The organism is Pseudomonas sp. LAP_36 (genome assembly GCF_019456785.1).
Taxonomy (GTDB): domain Bacteria; phylum Pseudomonadota; class Gammaproteobacteria; order Pseudomonadales; family Pseudomonadaceae; genus Aquipseudomonas; species Aquipseudomonas tritici.
Map to the genome: position 1 here is coordinate 1,005,096 of NZ_JAHZMS010000001.1, position 12,329 is coordinate 1,017,424.

Annotated in this window: 10 protein-coding genes; all 10 read left to right on the forward strand. The window is 52.5% G+C overall.

What is annotated here, in order from left to right; genetic code table 11:
- From asnB to JBO08_RS04735, 10 genes are read left to right on the forward strand one after another with little or no spacing between them, the layout of a single operon-like run.
- Positions 1–1,884 (forward strand): asparagine synthase (glutamine-hydrolyzing), encoded by a 1,884-nt coding sequence (gene asnB, locus JBO08_RS04690; protein ID WP_220074474.1) that lies wholly within the window; start codon positions 1–3, stop codon positions 1,882–1,884.
- Complete coding sequence (locus JBO08_RS04695) at positions 1,881–3,083, forward strand: glycosyltransferase family 4 protein (RefSeq protein ID WP_220074473.1); 1,203 nt, start codon at positions 1,881–1,883, stop codon at positions 3,081–3,083. Before asnB ends, JBO08_RS04695 begins: the two co-directional genes overlap by 4 nt.
- A gap of 21 nt (positions 3,084–3,104) precedes the next feature.
- Positions 3,105–4,214, forward strand: coding sequence for an NAD(P)/FAD-dependent oxidoreductase (locus JBO08_RS04700; protein ID WP_220074472.1), 1,110 nt, complete (start codon positions 3,105–3,107; stop codon positions 4,212–4,214).
- Between the two features lie 16 nt (positions 4,215–4,230).
- A complete protein-coding gene (locus JBO08_RS04705) occupies positions 4,231–5,439 on the forward strand; it encodes a glycosyltransferase family 4 protein (protein WP_220074471.1) in 1,209 nt (402 codons plus the stop codon).
- 55 nt (positions 5,440–5,494) lie between these two features.
- On the forward strand, positions 5,495–6,829 hold the full coding sequence (locus JBO08_RS04710; RefSeq protein WP_220074470.1) for a hypothetical protein: 1,335 nt from the start codon (positions 5,495–5,497) through the stop codon (positions 6,827–6,829).
- Between the two features lie 8 nt (positions 6,830–6,837).
- A complete protein-coding gene (locus JBO08_RS04715; RefSeq protein ID WP_220074469.1) occupies positions 6,838–8,307 on the forward strand; it encodes an oligosaccharide flippase family protein in 1,470 nt (489 codons plus the stop codon).
- A gap of 23 nt (positions 8,308–8,330) precedes the next feature.
- On the forward strand, positions 8,331–9,188 hold the full coding sequence (locus JBO08_RS04720) for an SDR family oxidoreductase (RefSeq protein WP_220074468.1): 858 nt from the start codon (positions 8,331–8,333) through the stop codon (positions 9,186–9,188).
- Positions 9,189–9,206: 18 nt separating this feature from the next.
- The gene (locus JBO08_RS04725) at positions 9,207–10,217 is read left to right on the forward strand and encodes a polysaccharide biosynthesis protein (protein ID WP_220074467.1); all 1,011 of its coding nucleotides are present in this window, start codon (positions 9,207–9,209) and stop codon (positions 10,215–10,217) included.
- On the forward strand, positions 10,210–11,337 hold the full coding sequence (wecB, locus tag JBO08_RS04730; protein ID WP_220074466.1) for a non-hydrolyzing UDP-N-acetylglucosamine 2-epimerase: 1,128 nt from the start codon (positions 10,210–10,212) through the stop codon (positions 11,335–11,337). Before JBO08_RS04725 ends, wecB begins: the two co-directional genes overlap by 8 nt.
- 7 nt (positions 11,338–11,344) lie before the next feature.
- Entirely contained in the window at positions 11,345–12,301 is a 957-nt protein-coding gene (locus JBO08_RS04735; RefSeq protein WP_220074465.1) for an SDR family oxidoreductase, read from the forward strand.
- Positions 12,302–12,329: the final 28 nt, after the last annotated feature.

Consider the following 12,329-nt stretch of genomic DNA (forward strand, 5'->3'; position numbering starts at 1 on the left):
ATGTGTGGAATTACAGGTGGGTTTTGGCGTGTTACTCCTCCGGGGCTGGACCAACGGGTCAACGCCGCGCTGGCAGCGATGCGACTGCGAGGCCCGGATCATCAAGGCTTTGATCGTCGCCCGGTAGGTGAGGGCGCTGTTGTGCTCGGCCATACCCGGCTAGCAATCATTGACCTTTCCGCGTCAGGCCAGCAGCCGATGTATACCGCCGATCAACGATTTGGGCTGGTGTTCAACGGCGAGATCTACAACTATATTGAATTGCGAGCAGAGCTAGAGTCATTTGGAGCGAAATTTCGCACTCGTTCGGACACTGAAGTGTTGCTTGCTGCTTGGAGTCATTGGGGTAAAGCTGCGTTGCCTCGGCTCAAGGGGATGTTTGCGTTCGTAGTATTTGATCGGCAAGAGGGCTCACTGACCTGTGTTCGCGATGCATTCGGTATTAAACCGTTCTTCTACGCATTAGAGGATGGTGCGTTCATCTTCGGCTCGGAGCTCCCGGCCCTTCGAGCGCTGAAGACTCAACGCTCTACACTTAACTGGCAGCGTGCATACGATTATTTGGTGCATGGTGAATATGACTTCGGCCAGGAGAGTTTCATCGATGGCGTGGTGAGTTTACTTCCCGGACAGCTAGTCACTGTCAACCTAGCTGCGCTCAAGGTATCCAGTCCCGAGACTTGGTGGAAGCCCTCCATCTTAAAGACTCAGTCCATGAGCTTTTCCAGCGCAAGTGATCAGCTACGCGAAATGTTTCTCGACAATGTGCGTCTGCATCTGCGGAGTGATGTGCCGGTGGGTGCTGCCTTGTCTGGAGGCGTCGACTCGTCTGCGATCGTTTGCGCCATGCGTCACCTTGAGCCGGATTCGGATATCAATACGTTCAGCTATATTGCCCGCGGCAGTGGCGTCAGTGAAGAAAGCTGGGTAGATAAAGTCAACACGCACGTTGGTGCCAAGGCGCACAAGGTTATTGTGTCGGGGGAAGAACTGGCGGCCGATCTCGAAGATTTGATTACCGCGCAGGGTGAGCCATTTGGCAGTACGAGCATCTACGCCCAGTATCGGGTGTTCAAAAAGGCACGAGAACAGGGAGTTACCGTAACTCTGGAAGGACAGGGAGCCGACGAGAATCAAGGTGGGTATAACGGATATGTGGGGCAACGTATTCGCAGCCTGCTAGACGACGGCCAATTGCGAGAAGCCTGGAGCTTTTTGGGTCAATGGTCGAAATGGCCGGGGCGCAGTCGTGTTGAGGGGTTGAAGCGGATTGTCGGCGAATACAGTGAGGGCGGTCTGCACGATCTGCTACGTGGGCTTAACGGTATGGACAATTGCCCAGCATGGATCCGACCAGGGCCGTTGCGCGAGAGCGGCGTCCATCTCGGTTTTCCCAAACACGCGCCATCCCAGCAGATACCGGGCCGTCGCATGATGAGTACGTTGGCGTCCTCGCTGAATACCCGCGGTTTACTCGGCCTGCTTCGCCACGGTGATCGCAATTCAATGCGTTTCTCGGTGGAAAGCCGCGTACCGTTCCTGACAACCGATCTCGCCGACTTCATGCTGTCATTACCAGAAGCGTATCTTGTTTCCCCTGCGGGTGAGACCAAGCATCTGTTGCGTTCCGCGCTACGTGGGATCGTGCCGGCAGAGGTGCTTGAGCGTCGCGATAAAATCGGTTTTGCGACGCCGGAACAGCAATGGCTTATGGGGATGGCAGACGTATTGAGGCCCTGGTTGAAAGAGGATCTAGGACTGCCATTTCTTGACCAGGCAAAACTCCTTGAACATTTCGACGCGGTGGTTTCGGGTCGTCGCCCTTATACCTGGCAGGTTTGGCGCTGGGTTAACTTTGCGCGCTGGTATGGAAGTTTACGATGAACGAATCATCAATGCGGGTGCTTTACTTGCATCCGGCTGCGGCGTTCGGTGGCGCGTCAAAGAGCCTTATCGAATTGTTCATCTGTCTGCGTGCCCTGGGTGTAGACGGCACGGTACTGACGCCGGACGGTCCGGTCTGCGGCGCTTTTGCCAAAGCAGGCATGGATGTACGCAAAGTAAACGGGCTAAGTCAGTTCGACAATACTCGTTTTAGTCACTATCGCCGACTACGCTGGATTATTTTGCTGCGAGAGATTTACCTGTTGCCGTTTTCTGTAGCAGCGATCTGGCGCTTGCGTCATGAGAAGTTCGATTTGCTGCATGTTAACGAAGTAACATTACTGCCCTTAGGTATTGTCGCCAAGTGGTTGCTACGTGTGCCGATGCTTGTACATGTGCGCTCTCTGCAGCGCGCGCCGGACTCTGGCTTTCGTACGCGACTCGTAAATGCCTGGTTACGGCGTTTTGCCGACGCTGTCGTACCGATCGATCATACTGTCGCTGCAACACTGGCAGCAGGCTTGCCCTTAAGCATCGTGCACAACGGTCTCGGGATTGAAAACGATATTCAGGACTCATCGTCGCAAAATGCTGGAAAACCTGTCCGCGTCGGATTTCTCGGTGTTTTGATCCCACTCAAGGGGATCTATGAGTTGATTGAGGCGATGCGCATACTCAAGGCTCGTAACGTAAACATTGAGTGTCTGATAGCTGGGGAGAATGCCCGTAAGCTCACGGGGCTAAAGGCCTGGACGCTTCGTAAGCTGGGTTTTGCCGATGATGTGCGTGCCAACGTGGAACGCATGATAGGCGATTACGGTTTGCAGAATCAGGTTCGTATGCTGGGATTCGTTGGCGACGTTAGGTCGCTTTACCCACAACTCGACATTCTTTGCTTTCCCTCTCATCTGGATGCGGCGGGTCGGCCGGTATTCGAGGCTGCTTTCTATTCGATTCCCAGCGTGGTAGCAGTGGCAAACCCGGTGCCTGACGCTCTGGTGCACGAGGTGACGGGACTGGCGATTCCGCGGCCTGACCCTGAGCTGCTTGCCGATGCTTTGCAGCGTTTGGCAGAGGACCATGCCTTGCGTCAGGCCTTGGGCCGCCAGGCTCGCCAATGGGCAGAGGAAAACTTTGCGATCAAAGCTAATGCCGAGCTGATGCACAGCGTCTACTTGCGTCTTCTTTCCAAATCCTGATTCTTACAAGGCACTCGTAATATGAGTTCTTATGATTGTCTCATCATCGGCGCCGGAGTTATTGGATTGGCCTGCGCTTCGCGCCTGGCGCGTTCAGGACAGCGCGTGCTGGTGGTCGAAGAAGAGCGTTTGATTGGCTCGCATACTTCCAGCCGCAATTCTGAAGTTATTCACGCGGGCATCTACTACACTCCCGATTCGTTGAAGGCGCGTCTGTGCGTGGAAGGACGCGATTTGTTGTATCGTTGGTGCACAGACCATCATGTCGAGCACAGGCGGATCGGCAAGTTGCTCGTCGCGGTAAGCTCGGATGAAATTGCTGCGCTTGATGCCCTTCAGAAGAATGCACAGCAGTCGGGGGTGGATTCATTGCAGGAAGTGGGTGCGGCGCAACTCCGTCAAATGGAGCCTGCTGTCTCCGGTGTTGCAGCTCTGTTATCGATGGATACTGGCATTATTGATAGTCACGCCTATTTGATGTCACTGCTCGGTGATGCGCAGCGACATAGTGCCGATCTGGCGCTGGAGACGCGCGTTGAGCGGCTGCACCACGATGGTAAGGTATGGATCGTGGAAGGCGAGAGCTGCGATGAGCCTTTCTCAGTGGACGTGCAGCGTGTAATAAACGCGGCGGGGCTTTTTTCCAGCCAGCTCGCTACACGCATCGACGGCCTCGAGGCGCGTCATGTGCCGACAACCCAGTGGTGCCGGGGCCGCTATTTTTCCTACAGCGGTAGTTCACCATTTACACGCCTGATCTACCCTATGCCAGAAGTGAATACCGCTGGCCTTGGCGTACATGCCACTATCGACATGGGGGGACAGGTTCGATTCGGACCGGACGTAGCCTGGACGGACAGCATTGATTACCAGGTCGAAGAGTCCCTCAAAAGCGAGTTTTCAGTGGCAATCCAGCGCTACTTCCCCGGGCTTGATCCACAGCGCCTTACGCCAGGTTACTGCGGCATTCGACCCAAACTTTCAGGGCCTGGACAGCCTGCTGGAGATTTTCTTATTCAGGGCTCGCAAACCCACGGCCTGCCCGGACTAGTGAATCTTTATGGGATAGAATCACCCGGGCTGACTGCCAGCCTAGCCATAGCCGATCACGTTGCTAGGATCATTGATTGAGTTCCCCTTATTAACTATGAAGATCCTCGTTCTCTCCCAATATTTTTGGCCCGAAAGCTTCATTATTAACGACATAGTGCGGACCCTCGATGATCAGGGCCATGAAGTCGTCGTGGCCACCGGAAAGCCAAACTACCCGGATGGTAAGATTTTCGACGGCTATAGCGCCGCGGGGACGCAGCACGAGCGCTATCTCGGCAAAATCGACGTGCTCCGCGTACCACTTTGGCCGCGAGGAGCGGGCGGGGCGAAAAACCTGATACTCAATTATCTTTCATTTGTTTTGGCGGGCTTAATTTTTCTGCCCTGGATGCTGCGAAAACGAGAGTTTGACGCGATTCTGGTGTTTGCTCCATCACCCGTCCTGCAGGCTATTCCCGCAATTCCATTAAAGTGGCTGAAGAAGGCAAGGCTTGCTTTGTGGGTACAGGATCTTTGGCCGGAAAGCCTCAAAGCGACTGGATTTATTAGTAATCCTCATGCACTCAAAACCGTTGGGTGGTTGGTCAAAGTTATTTATCGTAGCTGCGACATCTTATTGGTGCAGTCACGTGCCTTTTTTGAACCTGTGTCGCGCTATGCTGATCCTAGAAAAATCATTTATTACCCCAACTCCATAGATGCACACCCGTCTGTGGAGGCGGCACCTATCCCCTATGAGTTGGGTGAATTGCTGGACCAGCACTTCTGTGTGGTTTTTGCCGGTAATCTGGGTACCGCGCAGGCACTGGATACGCTTGTAGAAGCTGCCGTGCAATTACGGGATGATCCGCAAGTGCGGTTGGTGCTGGTGGGAAGCGGAAGTCGCTTGGCGTGGCTCCAGTCACAACAGCAAGCATTAGGCTTGAATAACTTGATCCTTGCTGGACGGTTTGCACCACAAGCGATGCCAAAGATCTTTGAAAAGTCATCTGCATTGCTCGTTTCGCTTAATGATAACGAGGCTTTCGCTCAAACGGTTCCGAGTAAGATTCAGGCATATCTCGCAGCAGGTCGACCGATCCTCGCTAGCATTAATGGTGAGGGCGCGCGGGTCGTATTGGAAGCGGGCGCGGGGTTGACTTCGGTTGCCGAGGAGGTCCTGCCTCTTGTGGAGAACATCCGTCGCTTGCAGGCACTCGACGTAGCTGAACGTGACGCTATGGGGAAATCGGGTCGAGATTATTTTGACGCGAATTTCGATATGCCGTCCCAAGTGAACAATCTGGTACGCATTTTGTCATAGGTATTCCAGAGTTGGTGACATTGATTGGGAAGGTGTTTTTTGAGCTATTTTTACTATGGGTATTAGAGCTTTTCCTGTTTATTTAATTGGGATGATTTATTTTCCGGCCTCGTTGCTCGGACTGATTTTTTTTCATGATAAAGAGTCGGTTGAGCTTCTATTACTGATTTTATTGTTTTGTCTTACTTATTTTTGTTCTTATGGATTGTTTTCTAGAATATTTGTTTCTGTGGCCCGAAAAATATCAAGTTTGATTAATGTCTCTATGGTGTTTTGGTATCGGCTGTCCTTCATCGTATTTGTTATCTACGTAGCGAGTCTTGGTTATGCTGTTCATCTAGCCGAGGTAGTACCCCTGATGGTTGCGCTCAAGGGAGGCACCTTGATGGATATTGCTCAGGCGCGCGGTCAGTTTTTAGCTGGGCTAGAAGGGTACGAGAGTTTACTTAGATATGCAGTTTTTATACTCGGTCGATCGTTGATGCCGCTGGTTCTTGTTGCAGCGTTTGTTTTTGGTTCAAGGTTGCGGTATTTACTTTTGATTGCACTGCTCGCTCTTTCAATGCTGTCTCTGGAAAAGGCTGCGCCGGTTTTTATATTTCTTCCTTGCATATTTTATTATTTTACTTTGAAAAAATGGTTGTTCTCGGTTGGCGTGATTTTTTTGATGGTTGCGAGCATCGGTATTATGGCCCTTCTTGCGATGGGGGGGGTTGGGGATGCGCAAATGAAAAGTGTTAGTGCTGGAGCGAAGGACGCACATTCTTTAGAGGTCTCGATACCACCCGGTATGCCAATTCAAGAAGCTATGGGGCGGCCAGGACGATTTTTTCTACCAAACATGATTCAAGATCAATTTGGATTTGGGCAAGTCCCGGTTGACGCAAATGAGGCGTCCGGCAAAATATTTATTTTGTTGAATAGGATCGTATGGATCCCTTATATCACCGCTTACGATTGGTTAGGTTTTCACCGAAAAATCTTGAATGGGGAGTTGACATTAGGACGTTCGGTCAGCTTTATTCACCATCTTTATGGTGAGCCAAAAATGTTGCTGGAAAAGATGGTTTACGTTTATGAGTTCGGTCCCTCGCCAGGGGGGGCAGGGGCGTCCAATACTGCGTTTTTTGTAGACGCAAAACTCGCGTTTGGATGGGCTGGAGTGCTGGTGTACTGCCTGATCTTTACTTTTTGCGCTGCCTGTATATTTTCTTCTGGGAGCCAGGTTTTGATGGTTTCAAGTGTCGTATGCTTTTTCGTGGCGTCAGTGAGTTCGCTGACTGCTACACTTCTTAGTGGTGGGCTCTTTATATATGTAGTTTTAGCCTTTCTTCTTTTTGACAATAGAGCTGATGTACCGGCTCTGGGTAAAACTGGTGGTGATAAGTGAAACCAGGCATGGCAGTATCTACGCTAAAAACCGCCGTGGGGCAGTTTGTTGGCCTGATACTAGGCGCTGTCGCGGTGAAGTTGCTCGCAGTCTTAGCCGGGCCTGCAGGGGTAGGACTATATTCTATATTGCGCCATTTGCAGCAAATGCTTTCGTCCGTTGGCTCCATTGGAGGCCAGAACGCCGTCGTTCAGGGTCTAAGTAGTCATCAAGGAGTTTCAAAACGACAATTTTTCATTTCGTCTTTCTATGTTTTTTTTGTTGCTAGTTTATTACTCTCTATAGGGGTTTTTATATTTGCGGATTTCATTGCTGATTGGATTTTCGAAGGGGAGCATACTTCCGCTATTCGTTGGCTGATTATCCCGATCGTCCTTGGATCACTGCTTTTCTTCTTTCGAGGTGTGCTAACTGCTGAAATGGAGTTTGGGGCGCTTAGCTTAGTCACTATCCTTACTGGCTTGGGGGCTGCGCTCGTCGCATTACCAGTAGGACTGGCCTATGCACGCGGTAATTCAAATATCATGGTTTTGCTTCTGGCTGGCGGACCTCTACTTGGGTTGATCGCAGCTTTCTTTTATGTTCGACGTATAGGTTATTTCAAAGATATAAAGTCTGTATTGCCTTCAGGGGCTACGCGGGGTGCAACCGTGCGTTTCTTGCGGGTAGCACTGCCGTCCTTGCTGTCGTTATTTTTAACGCTTGGTAGTGTTTTGATCGTTCGAAGTTACATAGTTCGGTTCTATGGGTTGGAGGGCGCTGGGCAATTTGATGCCGCTTGGAGCATCAGTGCAATGTATCTGGCGTTGTTTCTGACTTCTTTGCAAAGCTATCTATTACCTGAGCTCAGCAAAGTTAAGGATGGATACGAATTGCATTCGGCACTGGCAAAGGCGTTTCATTTTTCGTTGTTAATATCTCTACCGCTCATAGGCTGTTTGGTGGTGATGAAGCCTCTTATTGTGTCTTTGCTCTTCAGTCATGAGTTTCTCCCGTCGCTTGATGTATTGCGTTGGGTCCTTGTTGGGGATTTTGTCAGGGTATTGGGCTGGGTTATCTCTACGGCTTTGGTAGCGCGTGCGGACATGAAAGGTTTTGCGATGGCCGAGGGTCTTTGGAGCTTGATTTTCATGTCGATATCCTTGTGTCTTCTTCCTTACGGGCTCGAATGGGTCGGCTTTGCATATTTCGTCAGCTACGTATTTTATCTTGTATTCTTGACATCACGCTTGCGGTTTAGTCATGGGGTGGTATTGAAGAAACGGAAGCTTCTATATTGGTTGACTGGATTTTTGATAGTCGCGCTAATTGCTTGGCTTTGTTGGGATGATAGAGAACTCTATTCGTGGCACTTCATTCTTATCATACCGGCACTGGTCTTCAGTTTTTTGATCATGGGAGCGGATGAGCGAATTTTTGCTCATCATCTTTTGAATCGCTTGCGACTCAGATTGTCTGGTTTTTCCGGGCGTCGTTAGGCAGCTTGAGTTAAAGGATAAATATGAAAATTTTGATTCTTGGCGTAACCGGTATGCTCGGTAACGCAGTGTTCCAAGTGTTTTCCGGCGATCTAGATCATGACACTTGGGGCACGGTACGGAGCACCGCCGCACTGCGTTATTTCGCGCCGCAGCACCAGCCGCATTTGCTCAGCGGTGTGGATGTGCTCGATCAGGACGCACTCACCGCAGTTATTGCAGAGGTGCGTCCTGATGTTGTAATCAACTGCGTAGGGCTCATCAAGCAACTTGCAGATGCCAAGGACCCGCTAACTGCGTTGCCCATCAACGCCATGCTGCCTCATAGGCTCGCGCGGCTTTGTGCCCTGAGTGGCGCCCGACTCATCCACATCAGTACCGACTGCGTGTTCTCGGGCCGCCGGGGTGGCTATCTGGAAAGCGACGTTTCAGACGCCGAAGACCTCTACGGGAAGTCAAAGTACATCGGCGAACTGCACGATTTGCCTCACGCAATTACCCTGCGCACCTCCATCATCGGGCACGAGTTAAACTCCAACCATTCATTGGTTGATTGGTTCCTTTCACAAGAGGGCAGTACCCGGGGCTTCTCCAAGGCTATCTTCTCCGGTCTACCCACCGCCGAACTGGCCCGCGTGATGAAAGACTTCGTCCTCCCGCACCCAGAGCTCAATGGCCTGTATCATGTGTCCGCAGAACCAATCGCCAAGCTTGATCTGCTGACACAAATTGCCAGCCAATACGGCAAGTCAATCGAGATCCGTCCAGACGCCGCATTAGTGATTGACCGCTCGCTCAACAGTGAGCGCTTCACCCAGGCAACCGGCTACAAAGCTCCAACCTGGCCCCAGCTCATTGAGCTGATGCACGCCACTCGCTAACGAATTCGGAAGGTTTACATGTTCGACGACAAGGTATTGATGATCACCGGTGGTACAGGTTCTTTCGGCCATACGGTCCTCAAGCGTTTTCTCAATACCGCTGTGCGCGAGATTCGCATCTTCAGTCGTGATGAGAAGAAGCAGGAAGACATGCGCATCGCCCTGGCCAATGACAAGGTCAAGTTCTACATCGGCGATGTGCGTGATCGCGACAGCCTGGATCAGGCGATGGTGGGTGTGGACTACATTTTTCACGCTGCAGCCCTGAAGCAGGTTCCGTCCTGCGAGTTTTACCCAATGGAAGCGGTACGCACCAACGTGCTAGGCACCGAAAACGTGCTGAATGCCGCCATCGCCAGTGGTGTACAGCGGGTGGTGGTGTTGAGCACTGACAAGGCGGTCTATCCGATCAACGCTATGGGCATTTCCAAGGCGATGTCCGAGAAGTTGATGGTTGCGAAGTCGCGCATGATCCCTGCCAGTGGCCCGGTCATTTGCGCGACACGTTATGGCAATGTCATGGCTTCTCGCGGCTCGGTTATTCCATTGTTTGTTGACCAACTTCGCACGGGCGGCGCCCTGACGGTGACCGACCCCGAGATGACCCGCTTCCTTATGTCGCTGGAAGATTCGGTCGATCTGGTTTTGCACGCTTTCGAACACGGTCTGCAAGGCGATTTGTTTGTCCAGAAGGCCCCTGCTTCAACAGTTGGCGACTTGGCCGAAGCTCTCAAGCAACTGTTCGGCAAGACAAACGAGGTCAAGGTGATCGGTACGCGCCATGGCGAGAAGCTTTATGAGTCGCTGGTTTCTCGCGAGGAAATGGCCAAGGCTGAGGACATGGGGCGTTACTACCGGATTCCGGCGGACAACCGTGACCTGAACTACAACAAGTACTTTGTTGAAGGCGAGGAACGTATATCCGAATTCTACGACTACACCTCGCACAATACCGATCGCCTGGATGTATCTGGCATCAAGGAACTGCTGCTCAAGCTCGATTACATCAAGGAGCAACTCGATGCTTAAGGTCATGACGCTCGTCGGCACACGTCCCGAGTTGATCAAAATGAGCCGGGTTATCGCCGAGCTCGATCGCCAGGTCAATCATGTCCTGGTGCATTCCGGGCAGAACTACGATTACGAACTCAACCAAGTGTTCTTCGACGATCTGGAAATCCGCAAGCCGGACCATTTTCTCGGCGCCGCGGGTGATACCGCCGCAAAAACCATCGCCGAAGTCATTGCCAAGTCGGATGAAATCTTCGAGCTGGAACAGCCAGATGCGTTGCTCTTGTACGGCGACACAAACACCTGCCTCGCTGTGATTGCGGCCAAGCGCCGCAAGATACCGGTGTTCCATATGGAGGCTGGTAACCGCTGCTTCGACCAGCGGGTGCCTGAGGAACTCAACCGTAAGGTGCTCGACCACCTCAGCGATATCAACATGGTGTTGACTGAACATGCTCGCCGTTATTTGATCGCCGAGGGCATTCGGCCGGAGACGATTATCAAGACGGGCTCTCACATGCAGGAAGTCCTTGACTACTACATGCCCAAGATCGAGCAGTCTGATGTGTTGGCGCGAAGTGGCTTGGAACAGGACAAGTTTTTCATCATCAGCGCTCACCGGGAGGAGAACGTTGATACGCCGGATAACCTGCGTGATCTCCTGGATACCCTCCGCTCGTTGGCGGACCACTATGGTTTTCCAGTGATCGTTTCGACACATCCACGTACGCGCAAGCGTTTGGAAGCCTTGGGCGAATCCCTTGACCATCCACTGATTCGTTTCGTCAAACCGTTTGGTCTGTTGGACTACATCAAGCTGCAGATGTCGGCATTTTGTGTGCTGTCCGACAGCGGCACCATCACTGAAGAGGCCTCGTTGTTGAGTCTCCCTGCCGTCACGTTGCGCAACGCCCATGAACGCCCTGAGGGCATGGACGAGGGCACATTGATCATGAGCGGCCTCAAGCGTGAATCGGTGATGGATGCGGTTCGAGTCGTTACCAGCCAGCATGCACGCGAACATCGCAGAGTGCCTGTGGTACCGGATTATCAAGGCGGGCCGGTTTCGTTGCAGGTCGTGCGCGTGGTCCTGAGCTACACCGACTACATCAATCGTACGGTGTGGAAGAAGGCTTGAGCGTCCTATGACACGTGTTCTTCTGACAGGCGCCAGCGGATTTGTCGGATCCGCCGTCCAGGCTCGGCTGCTGAGCGATCCGCACTACAGCGTGCGTTCGGTTTACCGCCAGGTTCCGCAGCAGTCGCCAGCCCATCTGCAGACCGTTCAGGTGCCTGGGATTGAGCCAGACACCGATTGGCTTGGGCCGCTCAAGGGCGTTGAGGTTGTCATCCACTGTGCCGCTCGGGTACATGTCATGGAAGAGCGCGAAGCCGATCCGTTGGAGGCCTTTCGTCGTGTGAATGTACGGGGCACTTTGCGCCTGGCGGAACAAGCGGCAGAGTCTGGTGTGCGCCGCTTCATTTACTTGAGCTCGATCAAGGTCAACGGTGAGGGCACGCAGCCAGGGCATGCTTATACGGCGGATGATGTGCCGGCTCCGCTGGACCCTTATGGTATTTCCAAGTGGGAAGCCGAGCAGGCGTTGCTGTTGCTCGCAGCTAAAACCCGAATGGAAGTCGTGATTATTCGACCCGTGCTGGTTTACGGCCCTGGGGTAAAAGCCAATTTTCGCAGCATGATGGCTTGGCTCAATCGTGGCGTCCCGTTGCCCTTGGGTGCCATTATCAACAAACGAAGCCTTGTGGCGGTGGATAATCTGGTCGATCTGATTGTGACGTGTGTACACCATCCTGCCGCTGCGAACCAAGTTTTTTTGGTGAGCGATGATGAAGACCTGTCGACGACGGAGTTGCTGCGGATGATGGCGCGGGCATTGGGTCGTCCAGCGCGTCTGTTGCCGCTTCCGATGGAACTGTTGGGTGGCGTCGCGCAGTTGCTTGGCAAGAAGGCGATATCCCAACGTCTGTGTGGATCGCTTCAGGTTGATATCAATAAAACTAAAGTGCTGCTTGGTTGGACCCCCGCAATCAGTGTGGATGGGGCGCTGGAAAAAACGGCAAAAGACTTTCTGGAGCATTGAGCGTGGACGGGAAGGGAGGTGGGCAATC

What these genes read in the sequence shown, in the direction of transcription:
- asnB (WP_220074474.1), top strand. Translation starts at nt 1, where the DNA reads ATGTGTGGAATTACAGGTGGGTTTTGGCGTGTTACTCCTCCGGGGCTG.
- JBO08_RS04695 (WP_220074473.1), top strand. Translation starts at nt 1,881, where the DNA reads ATGAACGAATCATCAATGCGGGTGCTTTACTTGCATCCGGCTGCGGCG.
- JBO08_RS04700 (WP_220074472.1), top strand. Translation starts at nt 3,105, where the DNA reads ATGAGTTCTTATGATTGTCTCATCATCGGCGCCGGAGTTATTGGATTG.
- JBO08_RS04705 (WP_220074471.1), top strand. Translation starts at nt 4,231, where the DNA reads ATGAAGATCCTCGTTCTCTCCCAATATTTTTGGCCCGAAAGCTTCATT.
- JBO08_RS04710 (WP_220074470.1), top strand. Translation starts at nt 5,495, where the DNA reads ATGGGTATTAGAGCTTTTCCTGTTTATTTAATTGGGATGATTTATTTT.
- JBO08_RS04715 (WP_220074469.1), top strand. Translation starts at nt 6,838, where the DNA reads ATGGCAGTATCTACGCTAAAAACCGCCGTGGGGCAGTTTGTTGGCCTG.
- JBO08_RS04720 (WP_220074468.1), top strand. Translation starts at nt 8,331, where the DNA reads ATGAAAATTTTGATTCTTGGCGTAACCGGTATGCTCGGTAACGCAGTG.
- JBO08_RS04725 (WP_220074467.1), top strand. Translation starts at nt 9,207, where the DNA reads ATGTTCGACGACAAGGTATTGATGATCACCGGTGGTACAGGTTCTTTC.
- wecB (WP_220074466.1), top strand. Translation starts at nt 10,210, where the DNA reads ATGCTTAAGGTCATGACGCTCGTCGGCACACGTCCCGAGTTGATCAAA.
- JBO08_RS04735 (WP_220074465.1), top strand. Translation starts at nt 11,345, where the DNA reads ATGACACGTGTTCTTCTGACAGGCGCCAGCGGATTTGTCGGATCCGCC.